At 67.6% G+C, this 19,841-nt stretch carries 19 protein-coding genes; 18 read left to right on the top strand and 1 reads right to left on the bottom strand.

The features are described 5' to 3' along the window. Window positions 1–139 precede the first annotated feature (139 nt). From Q9235_RS14195 to Q9235_RS14155, 9 genes are all read left to right on the top strand, one after another. On the top strand, window positions 140–1,183 hold the full coding sequence (locus tag Q9235_RS14195) for an ABC transporter ATP-binding protein (RefSeq protein WP_306222420.1): 1,044 nt from the start codon (window positions 140–142) through the stop codon (window positions 1,181–1,183). Continuing rightward, window positions 1,180–2,046 carry an ABC transporter permease gene (locus Q9235_RS14190; protein ID WP_306222419.1) on the top strand — a complete coding sequence of 289 codons (867 nt, stop codon included), beginning with the start codon at window positions 1,180–1,182 and terminating at the stop codon, window positions 2,044–2,046. Before Q9235_RS14195 ends, Q9235_RS14190 begins: the two co-directional genes overlap by 4 nt. Further along, a complete protein-coding gene (locus Q9235_RS14185) occupies window positions 2,043–2,843 on the top strand; it encodes an ABC transporter permease (RefSeq protein WP_306222418.1) in 801 nt (266 codons plus the stop codon). Before Q9235_RS14190 ends, Q9235_RS14185 begins: the two co-directional genes overlap by 4 nt. A gap of 5 nt (window positions 2,844–2,848) precedes the next feature. Further along, window positions 2,849–3,976: an NAD(P)/FAD-dependent oxidoreductase gene (locus tag Q9235_RS14180; protein ID WP_306222417.1), complete on the top strand. Its 1,128-nt coding sequence runs from the start codon at window positions 2,849–2,851 to the stop codon at window positions 3,974–3,976. After that, a complete protein-coding gene (locus tag Q9235_RS14175; protein ID WP_306222416.1) occupies window positions 3,957–4,265 on the top strand; it encodes a (2Fe-2S)-binding protein in 309 nt (102 codons plus the stop codon). Before Q9235_RS14180 ends, Q9235_RS14175 begins: the two co-directional genes overlap by 20 nt. Then, window positions 4,262–5,716, top strand: coding sequence for an NAD(P)/FAD-dependent oxidoreductase (locus Q9235_RS14170; RefSeq protein WP_306222415.1), 1,455 nt, complete (start codon window positions 4,262–4,264; stop codon window positions 5,714–5,716). The genes Q9235_RS14175 and Q9235_RS14170 overlap by 4 nt, the downstream gene beginning before the upstream one ends. After that, window positions 5,713–6,840, top strand: coding sequence for an NAD(P)/FAD-dependent oxidoreductase (locus Q9235_RS14165; protein WP_306222414.1), 1,128 nt, complete (start codon window positions 5,713–5,715; stop codon window positions 6,838–6,840). Before Q9235_RS14170 ends, Q9235_RS14165 begins: the two co-directional genes overlap by 4 nt. A 23-nt stretch (window positions 6,841–6,863) precedes the next feature. Continuing rightward, window positions 6,864–7,205, top strand: a complete 342-nt coding sequence (locus Q9235_RS14160; protein WP_306222413.1) for a RidA family protein — start codon at window positions 6,864–6,866, stop codon at window positions 7,203–7,205. Between the two features lie 131 nt (window positions 7,206–7,336). Next, window positions 7,337–8,494 carry an acyl-CoA dehydrogenase family protein gene (locus Q9235_RS14155; protein WP_306222412.1) on the top strand — a complete coding sequence of 386 codons (1,158 nt, stop codon included), beginning with the start codon at window positions 7,337–7,339 and terminating at the stop codon, window positions 8,492–8,494. Window positions 8,495–8,510: 16 nt separating this feature from the next. Here the strand turns inward: Q9235_RS14155 and Q9235_RS14150 are convergent, their stop codons facing one another. Further along, window positions 8,511–9,746 (bottom strand): ROK family protein, encoded by a 1,236-nt coding sequence (locus tag Q9235_RS14150; protein WP_306222411.1) that lies wholly within the window; start codon window positions 9,744–9,746, stop codon window positions 8,511–8,513. 165 nt (window positions 9,747–9,911) lie between these two features. On the opposite strand from Q9235_RS14150, the gene Q9235_RS14145 reads away from it, so the two are divergent. From Q9235_RS14145 to Q9235_RS14105, 9 genes are all read left to right on the top strand, one after another. Then, entirely contained in the window at window positions 9,912–11,171 is a 1,260-nt protein-coding gene (locus tag Q9235_RS14145; RefSeq protein ID WP_306222410.1) for an extracellular solute-binding protein, read from the top strand. Between the two features lie 31 nt (window positions 11,172–11,202). After that, on the top strand, window positions 11,203–12,144 hold the full coding sequence (locus tag Q9235_RS14140; protein ID WP_306222409.1) for a carbohydrate ABC transporter permease: 942 nt from the start codon (window positions 11,203–11,205) through the stop codon (window positions 12,142–12,144). Beyond that, complete coding sequence (locus tag Q9235_RS14135) at window positions 12,144–12,986, top strand: carbohydrate ABC transporter permease (protein ID WP_306222408.1); 843 nt, start codon at window positions 12,144–12,146, stop codon at window positions 12,984–12,986. Before Q9235_RS14140 ends, Q9235_RS14135 begins: the two co-directional genes overlap by 1 nt. 5 nt (window positions 12,987–12,991) lie before the next feature. Next, a complete protein-coding gene (gene argH / locus Q9235_RS14130; protein ID WP_306222407.1) occupies window positions 12,992–14,506 on the top strand; it encodes an argininosuccinate lyase in 1,515 nt (504 codons plus the stop codon). Beyond that, window positions 14,506–15,582: an ABC transporter ATP-binding protein gene (locus tag Q9235_RS14125; RefSeq protein ID WP_306222406.1), complete on the top strand. Its 1,077-nt coding sequence runs from the start codon at window positions 14,506–14,508 to the stop codon at window positions 15,580–15,582. Before argH ends, Q9235_RS14125 begins: the two co-directional genes overlap by 1 nt. Continuing rightward, window positions 15,579–16,526 carry a carbohydrate kinase family protein gene (locus Q9235_RS14120; protein WP_306222405.1) on the top strand — a complete coding sequence of 316 codons (948 nt, stop codon included), beginning with the start codon at window positions 15,579–15,581 and terminating at the stop codon, window positions 16,524–16,526. Before Q9235_RS14125 ends, Q9235_RS14120 begins: the two co-directional genes overlap by 4 nt. Beyond that, window positions 16,519–17,544 (top strand): SIS domain-containing protein, encoded by a 1,026-nt coding sequence (locus Q9235_RS14115; RefSeq protein ID WP_306222404.1) that lies wholly within the window; start codon window positions 16,519–16,521, stop codon window positions 17,542–17,544. The genes Q9235_RS14120 and Q9235_RS14115 overlap by 8 nt, the downstream gene beginning before the upstream one ends. A gap of 116 nt (window positions 17,545–17,660) precedes the next feature. Next, window positions 17,661–18,650: a LysR family transcriptional regulator gene (locus tag Q9235_RS14110; RefSeq protein WP_306222403.1), complete on the top strand. Its 990-nt coding sequence runs from the start codon at window positions 17,661–17,663 to the stop codon at window positions 18,648–18,650. A 155-nt stretch (window positions 18,651–18,805) separates the two neighbouring features. Then, window positions 18,806–19,837: an ABC transporter ATP-binding protein gene (locus Q9235_RS14105; RefSeq protein WP_306222402.1), complete on the top strand. Its 1,032-nt coding sequence runs from the start codon at window positions 18,806–18,808 to the stop codon at window positions 19,835–19,837. The last annotated feature ends 4 nt before the right edge of the window (window positions 19,838–19,841 follow it).

Genomic DNA, 19,841 nt, shown 5'->3' with positions numbered 1-19,841 from the left:
CTTCCGCAAGAACCTTCTCGTCATCCCGGCCGCAGCGCCGGGATCCATCGTAGAGTGCAACGCCCTTCGATGGATCCCGGGTCAAGCCCGGGATTACGGAGGCGTCTCCGCGCCCTCAAACGAGACCAGCAAACAACCCATGTCCCATCTCGTTCTCGAAGGCCTCGGCAAGTCCTACGGCACGGCGGTTGCCGTCGAGGGGCTCGACCTCTCGGTCGCGCGCGGCGAGTTCATCTCGCTGCTCGGCCCGTCCGGCTGCGGCAAGACCACGACATTGCAGATGATCGCCGGCTTCGTGCCGGTCGATCGCGGCCGCATCCTGCTCGATGGCGGCGATCTCGGCGGCGTCGCCCCCAACAAGCGCGGCCTCGGCATCGTCTTCCAGAGCTATGCGCTCTTTCCGCATATGACCGTGGCGCAGAACATCGCCTTCGGCCTCGAAATGCGCGGCATCGAGAAGGCCGAGCGCGAAAAGCGCACGCTGGAGGCCATGGCGCTGGTCGGGCTCAAGGGCTTCGAGGAGCGCTATCCCCGCCGCATGTCGGGCGGGCAGCAGCAGCGTGTCGCGCTGGCTCGTGCGTTGGTGATCAGGCCGTCCCTGCTCCTGCTCGACGAGCCCCTCTCCAATCTCGACGCCAAATTGCGCGAGGAGATGCAGGGCGAGTTGCGCCAGATCCAGCGCTCGATCGGCACGACCACGATCCTCGTCACCCATGACCAGCACGAGGCGATGGCGCTGTCCGACCGGATCGTCGTGATGAACAAGGGCCGCGTCGAGCAGATCGGCGCGCCCGATGCTGTCTATGGCGCGCCCGATACCGCCTTCGTCGCGAATTTCCTCGGCAAGACCAATGTCCTCAACGCGACCGGCGACGGAAGCGGTCAGGTCAAGATCGAGACCCTGTCCGTGCCGCTCGCCGGCGCCCCCTCGGGCGCGTTGCGCATCGCGGTCCGTCCCGAACGCCTCGGCTTCGCGACGGAAGGCGCACCGGGCTTCGCCGCGCTCATCACCTCGCGCGTCTTCCAGGGCGCGCATTGGCTGCTGACGGCCGAAAGCGCCGCCGGCCCGGTCACCCTGATCCGACACAATGACGGCAGGCCTGTTCCCGGCGAAGGTGAAAGCGTGATGCTGAGCTTCGGCGCCGGCGACGCCGCGCTTTTGGCAGAAGGTTCGGGCTCATGAATCCGGACGCCTCCGCCCGCGCGACGCCCTACTGGCTGACCGGCCCGGCGCTCGCCGTCTTCCTCGCCCTCGTCATCATCCCGCTCGGCATGACCGTGCTTCTCGCCTTCTACGATTGGGGCCAGTACAAGGGCATCGTCGCCGAGTTCACGCTGAAGAATTTCCGCGAAATCTTCAGTGACAGCTATTTTCTCGAAGTCTTCCTGCGTACGCTCCGCATCTCCGTGCTGGTGACGCTTTTCGCCATCCTGATCGGCGTGCCCGAGGCCTATATCCTGAACCGCATGTCTCCGGCCTGGCGCGGCATTTGCCTGCTCGCGATCCTCGGGCCGCTGCTGGTCTCGGTTGTCGCCCGCACGCTCGGTTGGGCGCTACTCCTGGGCTCGAACGGCCTCGTCAACCGGGGGCTGATGGCGCTCGGCCTGATCGGCCAACCGCTCGAATTCATGTTCACCGAGACCGGCGTGGTGATCGCGCTCGTCCATGTGCTGATCCCCTTCATGATCCTCGCGGTCTGGGCCTCGCTGCAGCGGCTCGATCCGCAGATCGAGAATGCCGCGCTCTCGCTCGGCGCCTCGCGCCTGACCATCTGGCGCCGCGTGATCCTGCCGCAGATCGTGCCGGGCATCCTCTCGGGCTCGATCATCGTCTTCGCGCTGGCGGCGAGCGCCTTCGCCTCCCCCGCGATCATCGGCGGCCGGCGGCTCAAGGTCGCGGCGACGCTCGCCTATGACGAGTTCCTGAATACGCTGAACTGGCCGCTCGGCGCCGCCGTCGCCGTGCTCCTGCTCGCCGCCCTGGTCATCCTCACCGTCGGCACAAACCGGCTGGTCGAGCGCCGCTATTCGCAGGTGTTCGAATGAGCCGCAACGGTCCCTTCGCCATCCTGTTCCACACGCTCTTCGTCGTCTTCATGCTGGCGCCGCTGGTCGTGGTCTGCCTCGTCGCCTTCACGCCGGAAGGCTATCTCTCCTTGCCGGGACGGGTCTGGAGCCTGCGCTGGTTCAAGGCGATTCTGGATTATCCCGAGTTCCTGCGCGCCTTCCGCGACTCGCTCTGGCTCGCAGCACTCTCCTCCACCGTCGCGATCGGGCTCGCCGTTCCCGCCGCACTCGCCATCGCCCGCTACCGCTTCCCCGGGCGCGAGGCGATGACCGCCTTGTTCATGTCGCCGCTGATGGTCCCCCATGTCGTGCTAGGCATCGCCTTCCTGCGCTTCTTCACGCAGATCGGCCTCTCCGGGACCTTCCTCGGGCTGGTGCTGAGCCATATCATCGTGATCTTTCCCTTCGCGCTCCGGCTCGTGCTCGCCGCCTCCTACGGCATCGACCGGCGCATCGAGCACGCCGCGATCTCGCTCGGCGCAAGCCCGGCCGTCGTCTTCCGGCGCGTGACGCTGCCGCTGATCCTGCCCGGCGTCGTCTCGGGCTGGCTGCTCGCCGCGATCAACTCCTTCGACGAAGTGACGATGACCGTCTTCATCGCCTCGCCCGCCACCACCACGCTCCCGGTCCGGATGTTCCTCTACATCCAGGACAATATCGACCCGCTCATCGCAGCCGTCTCCGCCTGCCTGATTGCCCTGACCGCCATCCTGCTGATGGCGCTGGACAGGCTGTTCGGGCTCGACCGGCTGTTCGTCGGAACCGGAAAAGGCTGACGCCAGTGTCCACCACCATCAGAGAACCCGATGTCGCCGTGATCGGCGGCGGCGTGGTCGGCGGCGCCATCGCGCTCGGCCTCGCCCGCAACGGCGCCAAGGTCGCGATCCTCGACGAGGGCGACACCGCGTTGCGGGCCTCGCGCGGCAATTTCGCGCTGGTCTGGGTGCAGTCCAAGGGCTTCGGCATGCCCGACTACGCGCTCTGGTCGCGCCGCTCCGCCGATGCCTGGCACGAGTTGGCCGCGTCGCTGGCAGGCGAGACCGGCATCGACGTCGCCCATAGCCAGCCCGGCGGCTTCATGCTCTGCCTCTCGCAGGACGAGCTCGACAAGCGCGTCGACGCGATGCGCCGCCTCCATAACAGCCGGCCGCTCACCGATTTCCCCTATGAGGTGCTCGACCATGCCGAAACGAAGCGGCGCCTGCCCGCGATCGGCAAGGACGTGGTCGGCTCGCTCTATTCCCCGCTCGACGGCCATGTGAATTCGTTGAAGCTGTTCCGGGCTTTGCGCGAGGCGACGGTACGGCGCGGCGTCGACTACCGCCCGAACAGCCCGGTCGAGAGCATCGTCCCCCGGGATGGCGGCTTCGCCATCACCGGCCCCTGGGGCGAGATGCGCGCCGGCAAAATCGTGCTCTGCGCCGGTCTCGGCAATGCGCGGCTCGCGCCCATGGTCGGGCTCGACGCGCCGGTGAAGCCCAGCAAGGGCCAGATCATCGTCACCGAGAAGACCGAGCCTTTCCTGCACAACCCGATGGTCACGGTCCGCCAGACCGACGAGGGCGGCGTGATGATCGGCGACAGCCAGGAGGATCGGGGCTTCGACACCGTCGTTGGCCAGCCAATCCTCACGACCATGGCGGAACGGGCGGTGAGGATGTTCCCGCGCCTCGCCGGCCTCAACGTCGTCCGCACCTGGTCGGCCTTGCGCGTGATGAGCCCCGACGGCTTCCCGATCTACGACCAGTCCGTGACCCATCCCGGCGCCTTCGTCGTCACCTGCCATTCCGGTGTGACGCTCGCCGCCAATCATGCCCTGACGCTCGCTCCGGCGATCCTTGCCGGCGTCTTGCCCGACAGCGTCGCCAGCTTCACCGCGCGGAGGTTCCATGTTCCGGCCCATAGCTGACCTTGCTGCGAGCGGGGAGCTGAGCTTCACCTTCGACGGCCGGCCGATGACGGCGCGGGCGGGCGACACGGTCGCCGCCGCCCTGCTGACCAACGGCATCACCGCCTGCCGCGAGACCCCGGTCTCGGATACGCCGCGCGCGCCCTATTGCCTGATGGGCGTCTGCTTCGACTGCCTCGTCGTCATCGACGGCATCGGCAACCGGCAGGGCTGCCTCGTTCCGCTCGCGGAGGGCATGCGCATCGAGACCCAGCATGGCCGCCGCCATCTGACGGAGGCCGCGGAATGACTCCGATCGCCAGCATCGAACAACTCGCCGAGAGCTATGACCTCGTTATCGTTGGCGCCGGCCCGGCCGGCCTCTCGGCCGCTGCTCGCGCCGCCGAGCTCGGCCTCTCCGTCCTGCTCGCCGACGAGAACCCGGCACCGGGCGGCCAGATCTACCGCGCGGTGACCACGACGCCGGTGAGGAACCGCGCCATCCTCGGCGATGACTACTGGCGTGGCGCCGACATCGTCGGACGCTTCGAGCGCTCGCAAGCCACTTACGCGCCGCGTTGCACCGTCTGGTCGATCGGTCCGGACGAGACCGCGCCCGGCACATTCGAACTCGGCCTCTCGCTCGACGGCAAGGCCCGCATTATCAGCGCGCGACAGGTCATCCTCGCCACCGGCGCGCAGGAGCGTCCCTTCCCCATTCCGGGCTGGACGCTGCCCGGCGTGATGACGGCGGGCGCCGCCCAGATCGCGCTGAAATCCGCCGGCGCGATTCCCTCGGGGCGCACCGTTATCGCCGGCTGCGGCCCCCTGCTCTACCTGCTCGCAGGTCAGCTCGCGGCCGCCGGCTGCCAGATCGCTGCCGTGCTCGACACGACCCAGAAAGGCAACTGGTCGAAGGCGCTCGGCGCCATCCCCGATTTCCTGCGCTCGCCCTATTTCGCCAAGGGCCTCAAGCTGATGCTGGCCGCGCGGCGCAAGCTGCGCTTCGTCGCCGGCGTGACAAGCCTGACCGCGACCGGCGGCGGAAAGCTGGCGACGGTGCAATTCGAGCAGAACGGCCGCACCGGCACCATCGCCTGCGACACCCTCCTGCTGCATCAAGGCGTGATACCCAGCGTCAACTTCTCCAACGCGGCCGGCTGCGCCCATGATTTCGATGCTGAGCAACACGCCTGGGTGCCACGCGTCGATGCCTGGTTCGCCTCGACCGTACCGGGCATCGCGATCGCCGGCGACGGCGCCGGCATCGGCGGCGCGGAAAGCGCGGCTCTGCGCGGCGAGATCGCAGCCTTCGGCGCGGCATCGCGGCTCGGCAAGCTGAACGAAGCCGAGCGCGACCGGCAGGCGGGGCCGGTCCGCGCCGAACTGGAGAAGAAGCTGCGCGGCCGGCGCTTCCTCGACCTGCTCTACAAGCCGGCACCGCAGTTCCTGGCGCCACCGAAGGACGAGACCATCGTCTGCCGCTGCGAGGAGGTCACCGCCGGCCAGATCCGCGATGCCGCCAAGCGCCTCGGCGTCACCGGCCCCAACCAGATGAAGGCCTTCCTGCGCTGCGGGATGGGGCCATGCCAGGGCCGCCTCTGCGGCCCGACCGTGGTCGAGCTGATCGCCGAGACACGCGGCGCGACCCCGGCTGAGACCGGCTATTACCGCCTGCGCCCGCCGATCAAGCCGGTGACGCTCGCCGAACTCGCCGCGCTGCCACAGACCGAAGCCTCGGTGACGGCGGTCGTGCGATGACGAGGGACCGTCGCAATGCCGATGTCATCGTCATCGGCGGCGGCATCCATGGCTGTTCGACCGCCCTGCATTGTGCGATGCGCGGGCTCTCGGTCATCCTGATCGAGAAGGATCATGCCGGCCGCCACGCTTCCGGCGTCAATGCCGGCGGCGTGCGCCAGCTTGCCCGTCATGTTGCGGAGATCCCGCTGTCCAACGCCTCGATGGCGCTCTGGCACGATATCGCCGAACTTGTCGACGACGATTGCGGCTTCACCAGCGACGGGCAGGTGCTGGTCGCCGAGGACGAGGCCGATCTGGAAGGCTGCCGCGCCCGCGTCGCCGACCTGACGCTCCGCGGCTTCCATCATGAGGAAATGATCGACGCGAGGGAACTGCGCGCGATCGTCCCGGCCGTCTCCGAGACCTGCCCAGGCGGCGTGATCTCGCGCCGCGACGGCGCCGCGATTCCCTTGCGCGCGACGCAGGCCTTCAAGCGCAAGGCCGAGAGCCTCGGTGCGACCATCCGCGAAGGCGTTCGCGTCACGAAGGTCGAGAAGGACGGCTCGAACTGGCGCGTCACCACCGATGCCGGCGCCTTCCTCGCACCCCGCATCGTCAATGCCGCCGGCGCCTGGGCCGACCGCATCGCCAGCGATCTCGGCGAGCCCGTGCCGCTGGAGGTCATCGCCCCGATGCTGATGATCACAGCGCCATTGCCGGCCTTCATCAAGCCGGTGGTAATCCTGCGCGGGCGAAAGCTCTCGTTCAAGCAGTTCGACAACGGCACGGTGCTGATCGGCGGCGGCCATCTCGGCACCCCCCTGCGCGACGAGAACGTCACCCTGCTCGACTGGCGCAAGCTCGCGATCAGCGCGGGCACGGTCTGGGACCTCTTCCCGATCATGCGCGGCGCGCCCGTCGTACGCGCCTGGGCGGGCATCGAGGCCCGCATGCCGGACGACCTGCCCGTCTTCGGCAAAAGCGCCAGACATGAGGGCGCCTACCACCAGTTCGGGTTCTCGGCGCATGGCTTCCAGCTCGGCCCCGGCGCCGGCGCCGTGATGGCCGAGATCATTGCGACCGGCCGCTCGAACGTGCCGATCGACGGCCTCGACATCGCCCGCTTCACCACCACCCACTGACTTTCAACCGAAGGAGAAGACCCATGGCCATCAAGCGCTCCATCCGCACGCCGATCCAGAACCGCGTCGTCGAGACCGGAAACCTCGCCTTCGTCGGCGGCGTCGTCGCCGACGACACCACGCAGGGCATGGGCCCGCAGACCCAGAACATCCTCGGCAAGATCGAGGGCTATCTCGGCGAGGTCGGGCTCGACCGCAAGGCGATCGTCGCAGCCCAGATCTTCGTGACCGACCTCAAGCTGAAGAAGGAGATGGATGCCGTCTGGACCAGCTTCTTCGGCGAGGATATGCCGACCCGTGCCACGGTCGGCGTCGCCGATCTCGGCGGCCCCCTGATCGAGATCGTGGTCACCGCCTCGCGCTAATCTGTTTCAGCGCACGACAGGGCCGCAGGCGCATAGTCGCGCCTGCGGCCATCCGGGAAGGCGGGAACATGGGTGCCCAACCTCCCAACGCTGGCATAGGGTCATCGCCTGACGACAGCCTTGAGACCAGCATGCAGCACGCTTCCGACCACTCCGAAATCCGCGACGCCGTCGCCAGGCTCTGCGCGGATTTTCCCGGCGAGTACTGGCGCAAGCTCGACCGCGAGATGACCTACCCCGCCGAATTCGTGGCGGCGCTGACCGAAAGCGGCTTCCTCTCGGCGCTGATCCCCGAGGACTATGGCGGGGCCGGCCTCGCGCTCTCGGCGGCGGCCGTCATCATGGAGGAGATCCAGCGTCAGGGCTGCAACGGCGCGGCCTGCCACGCCCAGATGTATGTGATGGGCACCGTACTGCGCCACGGCACCGAGGACCAGAAGCAACGCTACCTGCCGAAGATCGCCTCCGGCGAACTACGCCTTCAGGCCTTCGGCGTCACCGAGCCGACCAGCGGCACCGATACCACCGCGCTCAGGACCACCGCCCGCCGCGAGGGCGACCATTACGTCGTCAATGGCCAGAAGATCTGGACGAGCCGCGCCGCCCAGTCGGACCTGATGCTGCTGCTCGCGCGCACCACGCCGCGCGATCAGGTCGCCAAGCGCACCGACGGGCTTTCGGTCTTCATCCTCGACATGCGCGATGCACTGAAGGACGGCCTGACCATCCGGCCGATCCGCACGATGATGAACCACGCCACCACCGAGGTCTTCTTCGACAATGTGAAGGTCCCTGCCGAAAACCTCGTCGGCGAGGAGGGCAAGGGCTTCCGCTACATCCTCTCCGGCATGAATGCCGAGCGCATCCTGATCGCCGCCGAATGCGTCGGCGACGCCAAGTGGTTCATCGACAAGGCCTCGACCTACGCGAAGGAACGCCATGTCTTCGGTCGCCCGATCGGCCAGAACCAGGGCATCCAGTTCCCGATCGCCAAGGCCTACGCCAACATGCGCGCAGCCGAACTGATGGTGCGCGAGGCGATCCGCCTATACGAGGCCGGCGCCAATCCCGGCGCCGAGGCCAACATGGCCAAGATGCTGGCGGCGGATGCCTCCTTCGAGGCGGCCAATGCCTGCGTGCAGACCCATGGCGGCTTCGGCTTTGCCGAGGAATACGATGTCGAGCGCAAGTTCAGGGAGACGCGGCTCTATCAGGTCGCACCGATCTCCACGAACCTGATCCTGTCCTATCTCGCCGAGCATGTACTGGGCATGCCGCGCTCGTACTGACGGCGGCCCGACGCGCTTACTCGGAGATTGACGCTTCCGGCGTGAGGCTCACGCGATCGAGCTTCGGCGTCATCGTGTCGAGCAGTGGCAGCGCCGCGGCGCCGAGTGCCGCCGTCAGGCGCCCGGTCCCGCCGCGCTGGACGCGCGGGATCGCCCGCCCCGGCCGGTTCGCCACCGAAATCGGCAGCGGCGCCATCGCCGCGATCAGCGCGTCGATCACCGTATCCGGCATCTCACCGCCGAGGATGACGGTTTCGGGATCGAACAGGTTCTCCAGCATCGTCACGACCGGCGCCAGCAGTCCGGCCGCCTCCGCGATCCAGCCGGAAAGGGCGGGATGGCCCTGCGCGTGCAGGCTCGCGATCTCCTCGGGCTCGGCGCCTCCGATCCCGGCCTCGCGCAACGTCTCCGCCAGCGCATGGAAGGAAGCGTAGCGTTCGAGGCAACCATGCCCGCCGCAGGCGCAGGCGCGGCCGTCGCGCACGACCGGAATATGGCCGATCTCACCGGCATTTCCGAAGGCGCCGCGATAAGGCTGGCCGGCGACAATGACGCCGAGGCCCAGGCCCGCGCCGAAATAGATCTGGCAGAAATGGCGCAGGTTGCGGCCGAGCCCGTGGAGATGCTCGCCCACCGCCGCCGCATTGGCGTCGTTCTCGATCACCACAGGCGTGTTCAGGGCGTCCTGCAGCAACTGCGCCGCATCCTGCCCGGCCCAGCCCGGCAAGGGTGAGTTGCCGACCGAATTCATGCCCTCGATCTCGAACGGGCCGGGCATTACCACGCCGCAGCCGAGCAGGCGCTTGGGCAGGCCGGCCTCGCGCCTGACCGCTGCCAGCTCAGCCGCGGCTGTCTTCTGCACGCCCGCGACAGTCGTATCCGCAAGAGGCGCGATGCGCTGCGCCCTGATCCGCCCGGCGAGGTCGACGAGGACGGTGGTGACGTGATCGGCCGCGATTTCCATGCCCGCCGTCATCCCGCCCTCGGGATTGACGGCGAATTCGACCGGCGGCTGGCCCCGCGCCGTCCGGCGCCGGCCGAGTTCGATGAGGAAGCCCTCCTCGACCAGTTCGGCGACGATGTTGGAGACCGCCTGCGCCGTAAGCTTGGTCAACACCGCGATGTCGGAGCGGCCCAACCTCCCATGCTGGCGCACGGTTTCCAGCACCACCCGGCGGTTATGGCTGCGCGTCCGCTCGGGATTGGTGCCGACGGCGACGCTGCGGGACGGGGGGATGGGACGGTTCGGCATAGGCTGTCGCGAAGGAACGGGCGGACAGCCTGCTCCGGCAATTAATCCAACTCAAGTGAATTAATAGATTGACAGTTGCGGGCCGGCGAGATGACGATGCGTGCAAGCCTCCCGAATGCCGTTCACCGACAGGGATGGGGGACAACGAAATCAGGGGAGAGGGTCATGCGCGGCTTACGCGGGATGCTGTTGGGTCTGATGGTCTCGGTCGGCGCGGTCGCCGGCGCGAAGGCGCAGACCGTCGAAATCGAATACTGGCAGTATGTCTTCGACGCGCGCGTCAAGGCGATGACCGAGTTGATCAAGCGCTTCGAGGCCGCCAACCCGAACATCAAGGTCAAGCAGACGACCTTCCCCTATGCCGACTACCAGACCAAGATCGCCGCGGCGATGCCGGCCGGCCAGGGCCCGGATGTCGTGCAGCTCTTCTATGGCTGGCTCGACAATTTTGTCGGCGCCAAGTTCATCCAGCCGCTGCCGCGCGACGCCTTCCCACCCGCCATGATCGAGAAGGAATTCTACCCGATCGTCTCGGCGATGAAGCGCGACGGCGAGTATTACGCGCTGCCGACGGCGGTGCGCTCGCTCGCGCTGTTCTACAACAAGAAGCTCTTCCAGGAGGCCGGGCTCGACCCGAACAAGCCGCCGAAGACCGTGGACGAACTGCTCGACTTCGCCAAGAAGACGACCAAGCGCGACGGCGCCGGCAACATGCTCTCCGCCGGTATCACGCTCGACTTCCCCGGCCAGGACTATCACTGGTGGCGCGAGACGCTTCTGCGCCAGAACGGCGGCGCGCCCTATAGCGACGACAACAAGACCGTGACCTATAACAGCGAGGCGGGCGCCAAGTCGCTGAACTGGTATGCCGATCTCCAGCGGACCCACAAGGTCGGCCAGGTCGGCTTCATGGACGAGGGCCAGGCAGCCTTCCGCGCCGGCCGCGCCGCGATGACGATCGACGGCTCCTTCCGCCTCGGCGCCTTCGGCGGCATCAAGGCCTTCGAATGGGGCGTTGCCGAGCTCCCCGCCTCGGCCGATGGCAAGACGGCGAATTTCGCCAGCTACTGGGTCAACGCCATCACCACCAAGCCGACCGGCCCGAAGCTGGAGGCGGCCAAGAAGTTCCTCGCCTTCGTCACCACGCCCGAGGCGATGCAGCTCTGGCTCGAGACTGTCGGCGAATTGCCGGCGCGCAAGGAAGCGGCCGAGACCGAGAAGAACCTGAACCACCCGGTCTACGGGCCCTTCCTCAAGGCGCTGAACTATTCGCACGCCACGGTCTTCGTCGACGAGTTGGCCCAGCGCCAGGTCTCGCTCGACATGATCAACCGCGTGCTGCTGCAGAACCAGGACGCCAAGGCCGCGCTCGACGAGGCCGCCAAGGCCGAGCAGCCCATCCTCGACCGCTTCTACAAGAAGTGATGTGGACCGGGCGCCGGATCGGATTGTCGCGATGAACGCCTCTTCGTCTCGTGTCGATGCACGGTCCGGCGCCCACCTCCCGTCGGGCCTCGGCATGCGCCAGAAGCAGGTCCTCTGGGCCTGGTCCTTCCTGGCCGTGCCGGTGCTGTTCTATGCGGTGGTGCGCTTCTATCCGACGCTGGAAGCCTTCTGGATCGCCACAACCAACTGGAACCTGCTGACCAAGCCCTCCTTCATCGGACTGGCCAATTTCAAACGACTGATGGCAGATCCCGTGTTCTGGCAGGTCTTCCGCAACACCGCACTCTACCTGCTGCTGGGCACGCCGATCAGCCTGCTGCTCGCCTTCACCATCGCCTATCATCTCGACCGGGTGCGCTTCCTGCACGGCTTGATCCGGGCGCTGTATTTCCTGCCCTTCCTGACGACCGCCGCGGCGATGGCCTGGGTCTGGCGCTGGTTCTACCAGCCGGTCCCGATCGGCCTGTTCAACAACCTGCTCGCCGGGCTCGGCATCGCCCAGCAGCCTTTCCTGCGCTCGACCACGCAATCGCTGCCCGCCGTGCTCGCGCCGGCGATCTGGGCCGGGCTCGGCTTCCAGGTCGTGATCTTCATGGCGGGTCTGCGCGCGATTCCGACGACCTATTACGAGGCGGCCCGTATCGACGGCGTCTCGAACGGGACGATCCTGCGGCGCATCACCCTGCCGCTGCTCAAGCCGACGATCGTCTTCCTCGTCGTCTTCTCCTCGATCGGGTTCCTGCGGATCTTCGATCAGGTCTACAACATGACCAGCCAGACGAGCAGCGACCCCGGCGGGCCACTGAACGCGACCAAGCCGCTCGTGCTGATGATCTACCAGACGGCGTTCTCCTCCTTCGACATGGGCTATGCCGCGGCCCAGACCGTCGTGCTCTTCCTCGTGCTGCTCGTGGTCTCGCTGCTGCAGCTCCGGCTGCTGAAGGACCGCTGATGAGCGCCGTCGCCTCCCCTCTGGCCCTGCGTATCGAGCCCGGCCGCATCATCGCCTGGCTGCTGCTCTTCGGCGGCGGCCTGCTGATGGTGACGCCGCTCGCCTTCATGTTCGCGACCTCATTGAAGGATTCCTCCGAGATCTACGATCTCGCCTTCTTCCCGGCCCATCCGACGCTCGCCAACTACGTGACCGTGCTTTCGGACGGCCGCTTCCTGCGCTGGTTCGCCAATTCCTTCGGCATCGCGGTCGCAGTCACGCTCTCGAACGTCTTCTTCGACAGCCTCGTCGGCTACACCCTGGCGAAATTCCAGTTCCGCGGCCGCTACCTCGTCTTTATCGCCATCCTCTCGACGCTGATGATCCCGACCGAGATGCTGGTCATCCCCTGGTATGTCATGGCCAAGAACTTCGGTTGGCTCGACAGCTACTGGGGCATCATGTTCCCCGGCATGATGACGGCCTTCGGCACCTTCCTCATGAAGCAGTTCTTCGAGACCGTGCCGAACGACTTTCTCGAAGCCGCACGCATCGACGGCCTCAACGAGTTCGCGATCTTCTGGCGCATCGCCATGCCGCTGGTGACGCCGGCCCTCTCGGCGCTGGCGATCTTCACCTTCCTCAGCAACTGGACTGCCTTCATCTGGCCGCTGATCGTGACGACATCGAAGGAGCTCTACACCTTGCCGGTCGGCCTCACGAGCTTCGCGGTGGAATCGCAGGTCCAGTGGGAATTGATCATGACGGGCGCGGCGCTCGCGACCCTGCCGACGCTGACCGTCTTCCTGCTGCTCCAGCGCTATATCGTGCGCGGCGTGGTCCTCGCCGGCCTCAAGGGCTGATTGCCATGACGAAAACCGATCCCCGCGCGAACGACACGTCCGTTTTCCCCGATCCCGTCTACAAGGAGACCGTGCTGCGCCCGCTCTTCGACGGGGCGAAGACGCATCACGTCCAGAGCTTCCGCGCCATCGACCGCGCCCATCTCGTCATGCTCGCGGAGACCGGAATCCTGCCCCGCGCGACTGCCGGCCGCATCGCCCGGGCGCTCGACGCGATCGATGCCGAGATCGACCCGGCCAAGCTGAGCTATGACGGCACGGTCGAGGACTATTTCTTCCTGATCGAGGCCGAGCTGAAGAAGCGCCTGCCGGCCGACGATGCCGGGCGCCTCCATACCGGCCGCTCGCGCAACGATATCGACCACACCCTGTTCAAGCTCGCGCTCAAGCCGCGGCTCGACCATATGGCCGGCCTGCTGCGAGCACTGATCACCGCGACCCTTGACCTCGCCGAGCACGAGAAGGCAACGCTGATCGTCGCCTATACCCATGGGCAGCCGGCCCAGCCGACCACCTTCGGCCATTACCTCTCTGCCGCGGTCGAGGTGATGCTGCGCGACCATGAGCGCCTGGTGCAGGCCCGTGCCCTGCTCGACCTGTCGCCGATGGGTGCCGCCGCGATCACCACCTCGGGCTTCCCGCTGGACCGTACTCGCGTCGCGCATCTGCTCGGCTTCGCGGCGCCCCTCCAGAATTCCTATGGCTGCATCGCCGCCATCGACTACCTCACCGCGACCTATAGCGCGGTCGAGCTCGTCTTCCTGCATCTCGGCCGTCTGATCCAGGATCTGCAGGTCTGGACCGCTTTCGAGGTCGGCCAGCTCTATGTGCCCAATGCCTTCGTGCAGATCTCTTCGATCATGCCGCAGAAGCGCAATCCGGTGCCGATCGAGCATCTGCGCCACCTGTCATCGCAGGCGATGGCACGCGCGCGGATGGTCAGGGACATCGTCCACAACACGCCCTTCACAGACATGAACGACGCCGAGAGTGAAACCAACGAAGCCGGCTATCAGGCCTTCGCGACGGGCGAGCGCGTGCTGAGCCTGCTCGCCGCCCTGCTGCCGGCATTGCAGGTCGACGGGCGCCGCGTCGCCGAGAACATCCGCCGCTCCTGCATCACCATCACCGAGCTGGCCGATACGCTGGTCCGTTCGGAAGGCCTCTCCTTCCGCACCGCCCATGAGATCGCGGCCGATGTCGCGCGCGCCGTGGTCGCCGCCGATGGCGACCTGCCGCGCGACGGCTACGCCCCCTTCCGCAAGGCATTCCGCCAGCATGCCGGCCGCGAACCGCAATTGAACGAAGCCGCCTTTGCCGAGGCCGTCTCGCCCGAGCATTTCGTCGCGGTGCGCGAGCGCTTCGGCGGTCCGGGGCCGCAGGCCCTTGCCGCCGCCTTCGCCGGTTACCGCGGCGTACTGGTGGCCGCCGGCCTCGCCGCGACTGCCACCGCTGCCCGCGAGGCTTCCGCGCGCCATGAACTCGACGCCGCCTTCGCGGATCTGATGGGAGCGGCCTGATGGCGGGTATCGAGCTTCAGGGGCTGGTCAAGCGCTACGGCAAGACGCAGGTCGTCCATGGCATCGACCTCGCGATCGCAGACGGCGAATTCGTCGTCTTCGTCGGCCCTTCCGGCTGCGGCAAGTCGACGACGCTACGCATGATCGCGGGGCTGGAGGAGATCGACGGCGGCACCATCACCATCGCCGACCGGCCGGTGAACCGGCTGGAGCCGAAGGAGCGGAACATCGCGATGGTGTTCCAGAACTACGCAATCTACCCGCATATGAGCGTCGCGGAGAATATCGGCTTCGGCCTCTATACGGCGAAGCTCGACAAGGCCGAGAAGCGCCGCCGGATCGAGGAGACCGCTCGCATCCTCGGCTTGGAACCGCTGCTCGAACGCAAGCCCTCGGCATTGTCGGGTGGCCAGCGCCAGCGCGTCGCCATCGGCCGCGCCATGGTGCGCGACCCCGCCGCCTTCCTGTTCGACGAGCCGCTCTCCAATCTCGACGCGCAATTGCGCGCCCAGATGCGCCTGGAAATCAAGCGCCTGCACCAGCGCCTCCGCCGCACGATCGTCTTCGTCACGCATGACCAGGTCGAGGCGATGACGCTGGCCGACCGCATCGTGGTGATGCGCGACGGCCGCATCCTCCAGGTCGGCGCGCCGATGGAGCTCTACGAGAAGCCGGCCGACGTCTTCACCGCCCGCTTCATCGGCTCTCCGACGATGAACATCCTGCCGGCCAAGACGAGCATTGTCGATGGAAAGCCGACGCTGGAGCTGGCAGGCAATGCCATCGCCCTGCCGTCCCGCCCGGCCCCGCTTCCCATGGAGGTTCTGGTCGGCGTCCGCCCGCAGGAGCTGCGCGTGCTCGCGTCCGGCGAAAACGCCGATCTCGTCCTCACCGGCAAGGTCGCGGTTGTCGAGCCGCTGGGGTCCGAAACCTTCGTCCATGTCGAGCATGGCGATGGATTGATCCTCGCCTCGGCCTCGGCCAAGGCGCCGCCGGTCGTTAGCCACGAGGTCCGCCTTGGCGCCGGCATCGACGCTCTTCGCCTGTTCGATGCGGCGACCGAGCGCGCCCTATGAGCGCCGGGCGCGACCTCGTCCTCAGCATCGGCCGGCTCTACTGCGACATCGTCTTCCGAGGGCTCGACGCGATGCCATGCCTCGGCGAGGAACGTTTCGCCGAAACCGTCGCGATCGTGCCGGGTGGCGGCGGCTTCATCACGGCCGCCCATCTCGCTGCGCTCGGCACGCGAGCCGGCCTGCTCGCCCGCATCGGCACGGACCCGCTTTCCGGCACGCTGGCGTCTGCGCTGGCGGAAAGCGGCGTCGATCTTCGCTGGCTCGAACATGCGCCTGAGGCCGGCCCGCAGCCAACCGTCGTCATGGTGCAGGACGGCGAGCGCGCCTTCCTGTCGCGGCGCGCCGGCAGCGCCCGCCCGGCCACGCTCGACGCGGCCCTCGCCGACCCCGCCGCGCGCCATCTCCACATCGCCGAATTCGCGACGCTTGCCGAGGTTCCTGACCTGATCGGCAGGGCAAAGCGCGCCGGCCTCACCGTCTCGCTCGATCCGAGTTGGGACGACGACTGGATCCGCCGGCCAGACCTGATCGAGCGTGCTGCCGGTGCCGATATCTTCCTGCCCAACGCCGCCGAGGCGATCGCCATAGCGCGTAGCGACGATCTCGATGAAGCCGGCAGCCGCCTCGCCGGCCACTTCCCTGTCGTGGTGGTCAAGGACGGCGGCAACGGCGCGCGCCTGTTCCGGCGCAACACCGCCTTTTCCATACCGGCGCCCGAAGGCGGACCGGTGATCGATACGACCGGAGCCGGCGATGCCTTCAATGCCGGATTCCTCGCCGCCTGGCTTGCAGCGCGCTCGCCCGAACAGGCCTTGGCGGAAGGCGTCGTCTGCGGCACTCTCTCCGTGCGTTCGGTCGGCGGAGCCGGAACGCGGCTCGACCGTGCCGATGTCGATGCCATGAGCCGGGACCTGCTGTGCAGCCATGACCGGATCGATGCCTGAAGCCCTTCTCACCCGCGAGGCGGCGGAAGCTGCCGACGTCGCCGCCCGCCAGATCTCGGCCAATGCCGGCGCGATGGTCGAGCTCGGCGAACGCTTGCGCCGGCGCAGGCCCGCCTTCATCGCGACCTGTGCCCGCGGCTCCTCCGACCACGCCATGACCTATGGCAAATATCTGCTGGAGCGGACGCTCGGCCTGCCAGTCGCCTCGCTCGGCCCCAGCCTCGCCTCGGTCTATCGCGAGGAGCTCGACCTCTCCGGAGCCGTCTTCATCGCTGCCTCGCAATCCGGCCTCAGCCCCGATGCGCTGCAACTGACCGAAACGGCCAAGCGCGGCGGCGCGCTGACAATCGGCCTGATCAACGACATGCAATCGCCGCTGGCCGAACTGGTGGATGTTGCCTTGCCGCTCGGTGCCGGTCCCGAGACCAGCGTCGCCGCGACCAAGAGCTTCCTCGCCACCGGCATCGCGCTCCTCCATCTCGCCGCGGTCTGGAGCAGCGAGCGAGGCCTTGCGGATACGCTGGTGAGGTCGCCCGAGCTCCTCAGGCAGGCCGGGCTCTGCGACTGGTCGCCCTTCCTGCTGCGCCTCAAGGACGCGACGAGCCTCTATGTCATCGGCCGTGGGCTGGGCCTCGGCATCGCCCAGGAGATGGCGCTGAAGTTCAAGGAGACCTGCCGCATCCATGCCGAAGCCTTCAGCGCCGCCGAGGTGCTGCATGGGCCCATGGCACTGGTCGGGCCGGGCTTTCCGGCGCTGGTGCTCGATCCGGCCGATGAAGGCAGCGAGAGCACGCTCTCGGTTGCGCGCAGCTTCGCCGCGCTCGGCGTGGAGGTCGCCTATGCCGGTTCCGGCGCTGCTCCCGGTATCGCCCTGCCTGTGCCGGCCGAGAGCCCGGCCGCACTGATGCCCCTGCTGCAGGCCCGCGCCTTCTACGGTGGCATCGCTGCGCTCGCGGCCGCACGTGGGCTCGACCCCGACCGCCCACCGCATCTGCGCAAGGTCACGCAGACGCTCTGAAGCGCTGCGCCGCTCCCGCCCGAAGCAGAGCGCCCCCGGCGCCTGCATGGCTTCCGCAGGGCCGTGGCGGACGCTAGGTTCCGCCTGGGCTTGCCGGCCCGGAAGGAACGCCCCCGATGTATCAGGGCCTTGATCCGAATATCGATGTCCGCCTGCTGCGCGCGACCTATCTCCTGCTGAAGGAGCGCAACGTCTCGCGGGTGGCGGCGCTGCTCGGCCACAGCCAGCCGGCGGTGAGCCTCAACCTCAAGCGGGCGCGCGCCGTGTTCAGCGACCCGCTCCTCGTCCGCTCCGGCCAGCGCTGGGTCACGACCGAGCGCGGCCGCGAAATCCAGGCATTGCTGGAAGCCGTGCTCGGCCAGCTCACCGAAGCCACGGAAGCCGGCCGGGATTTCGACCCCGCGAGCGCGGAACTGCGCCTGCGCGTCGCCACCATGAATTGTTTCGGCGCCTTCCTGATTCCGGCGGTGGTTGCCAGCATCCGTGCCGAGGCGCCCGGCATCTCGGTCGACTTCTTCGCACCGACCGAGCGCACGGACCTTGCCGGCGAACTCGGCGAACGGACCGACCTCGTCATCGGGAGCTGGCTCGCCCCACCCGGCAATCTGCGCTCCAGCACTCTGCTCCATTGCAGCATCGCCTGCGTGATGCGGAAGGACCATCCGCTCGCCCGCCTGTCCCGGATCGATCTCGGCGAATACATGAAGCACGACCATGTCTCGCCGACACCTATCGCCAATGCCGCCTACAGCCCGATCGACGCGCCGCTGGCGCAACTGGGCCTGCGCCGGCGCGTCGGCGTCACCGTGCCCGAATACGCCCAGATTCCACAATTGCTGCGCCGGACCGATCTCGTCTTCAGCACCGCCAAGCCCTATGCCGACTACATCGCCGAGACAGCGGGTTTCGGCGAACTCACGGTCGTGCCTGCACCACGCGAGTTCGGCGAGATGCAGCTCTACATGCAATGGCACGAGCGCGCTCACGCCAGCCGGCCCAACCAATGGCTGCGCAACCTGATCCGGCAGGAGGCGAGGCGCTTCGACCACGCCTTGCACGGCATCGCCTATGAGGTGCCGCGCCGCGAGGCGATGCCCGCAGGATAAGCCTGGCGATATACCGACCATAATCCGCCATAAGCTTCCTGTTGTGCCGGCTACGCTCCATAGTGGCTGGATCTGGACATCCAGATGGCCACGGACGGGACGGGGACCATGCCGAGCCAACTGCTGATCGAAACCGGCCGTGACGAGGCAGGCCGATGACGGCCGCTTCCGGCTACCTCACACTCGATTCCCTCAGCGCCAGCTATGGCGGCGCGCTCGCGGTCGACCGGCTCTCGCTTGAGATCGGCAAGGGCGAGCTTCTCTCCCTGCTCGGCCCCTCCGGCTGCGGCAAGTCGACGACACTGCGCATGATCGCCGGCTTCGTGCCGACGACGGGCGGTCGCGTGCTGCTGGCCGGCCGCGACATCACGCATCGCAAGCCCTACCAGCGCAATATCGGCGTGGTCTTCCAGTCCTATGCGCTGTTCCCTCACCTGACCGTGCTCGACAATATCGGCTTCGGCCTCAGGATGCGCCGCCTGCCGAAGCAGGTTTGGCGCGAGCGGGCACGGGCTGCGATGGAGACGGTCGGGCTCGGTGGCTTCGCCGAGCGCTATCCCTCCCAGCTCTCCGGCGGCCAGCAGCAGCGCGTCGCGCTCGCCCGCGCACTCGTGGTAGAGCCCGAGGTATTGCTGCTCGACGAACCTCTCTCCAATCTCGACGCCAACCTGCGCGCCGACATGCGCAACGAGATCCGCTCGCTGCAGCAGCGCCTGGGTATCACCACCATCTTCGTCACCCATGACCAGCAGGAGGCGCTGGCCATGTCGGACCGCGTCGCGGTAATGGAGAAAGGCGTCATCCGCGAGCTCGGCACGCCGCGCCAGCTCTGCGACGCACCGACCTCGGAATTCTCGGCCAGCTTCCTCGGTGCCCGCACCGTGATTGCGGGAAGCACGAAGAACGGCCTGTTCCATGCGCCGGGGCTGACCTGCGAGCTCGCCCCGAACGGCGTCGGGCGCCTCGTCCTGCGCGCCTCGCGCCTGCGCCTCTCGGACAAGCCGCAAGGCCCCTTGCGCGTCTCCGGCACGATCGCGTCGGTCGCCTATCTCGGCGAGAGCTTCGAGGTCGACCTCGCGAGCGAGGCCGGCACCATCCGCCTGATCCTGCCTTCCGATATCCCGCCCCCGCCCGTGGGCGCTCCCGGCAGCGTCATCGCGCTGCCCGGCGGCGCCACCTTCATCTGACAGG

The sequence above is a fragment of the Bosea beijingensis genome, from assembly GCF_030758975.1.
Taxonomy (GTDB): Bacteria; Pseudomonadota; Alphaproteobacteria; order Rhizobiales; family Beijerinckiaceae; genus Allobosea; species Allobosea beijingensis.
This window is presented reverse-complemented; position numbering and strand designations above follow the sequence as displayed.

Excerpts from the sequence above, each read along its gene's own strand:
- Q9235_RS14175 (WP_306222416.1), top strand. The coding sequence starts at position 3,957 with ATGTTCCGGCCCATAGCTGACCTTGCTGCGAGCGGGGAGCTGAGCTTC.
- Q9235_RS14150 (WP_306222411.1), bottom strand. The coding sequence starts at position 9,746 with ATGCCGAACCGTCCCATCCCCCCGTCCCGCAGCGTCGCCGTCGGCACC.
- Q9235_RS14135 (WP_306222408.1), top strand. The coding sequence starts at position 12,144 with ATGAGCGCCGTCGCCTCCCCTCTGGCCCTGCGTATCGAGCCCGGCCGC.
- Q9235_RS14165 (WP_306222414.1), top strand. The coding sequence starts at position 5,713 with ATGACGAGGGACCGTCGCAATGCCGATGTCATCGTCATCGGCGGCGGC.
- Q9235_RS14170 (WP_306222415.1), top strand. The coding sequence starts at position 4,262 with ATGACTCCGATCGCCAGCATCGAACAACTCGCCGAGAGCTATGACCTC.
- Q9235_RS14185 (WP_306222418.1), top strand. The coding sequence starts at position 2,043 with ATGAGCCGCAACGGTCCCTTCGCCATCCTGTTCCACACGCTCTTCGTC.
- Q9235_RS14155 (WP_306222412.1), top strand. The coding sequence starts at position 7,337 with ATGCAGCACGCTTCCGACCACTCCGAAATCCGCGACGCCGTCGCCAGG.
- Q9235_RS14125 (WP_306222406.1), top strand. The coding sequence starts at position 14,506 with ATGGCGGGTATCGAGCTTCAGGGGCTGGTCAAGCGCTACGGCAAGACG.
- argH (WP_306222407.1), top strand. The coding sequence starts at position 12,992 with ATGACGAAAACCGATCCCCGCGCGAACGACACGTCCGTTTTCCCCGAT.
- Q9235_RS14145 (WP_306222410.1), top strand. The coding sequence starts at position 9,912 with ATGCGCGGCTTACGCGGGATGCTGTTGGGTCTGATGGTCTCGGTCGGC.
- Q9235_RS14190 (WP_306222419.1), top strand. The coding sequence starts at position 1,180 with ATGAATCCGGACGCCTCCGCCCGCGCGACGCCCTACTGGCTGACCGGC.
- Q9235_RS14120 (WP_306222405.1), top strand. The coding sequence starts at position 15,579 with ATGAGCGCCGGGCGCGACCTCGTCCTCAGCATCGGCCGGCTCTACTGC.
- Q9235_RS14140 (WP_306222409.1), top strand. The coding sequence starts at position 11,203 with ATGAACGCCTCTTCGTCTCGTGTCGATGCACGGTCCGGCGCCCACCTC.
- Q9235_RS14110 (WP_306222403.1), top strand. The coding sequence starts at position 17,661 with ATGTATCAGGGCCTTGATCCGAATATCGATGTCCGCCTGCTGCGCGCG.
- Q9235_RS14105 (WP_306222402.1), top strand. The coding sequence starts at position 18,806 with ATGACGGCCGCTTCCGGCTACCTCACACTCGATTCCCTCAGCGCCAGC.
- Q9235_RS14115 (WP_306222404.1), top strand. The coding sequence starts at position 16,519 with ATGCCTGAAGCCCTTCTCACCCGCGAGGCGGCGGAAGCTGCCGACGTC.
- Q9235_RS14195 (WP_306222420.1), top strand. The coding sequence starts at position 140 with ATGTCCCATCTCGTTCTCGAAGGCCTCGGCAAGTCCTACGGCACGGCG.
- Q9235_RS14160 (WP_306222413.1), top strand. The coding sequence starts at position 6,864 with ATGGCCATCAAGCGCTCCATCCGCACGCCGATCCAGAACCGCGTCGTC.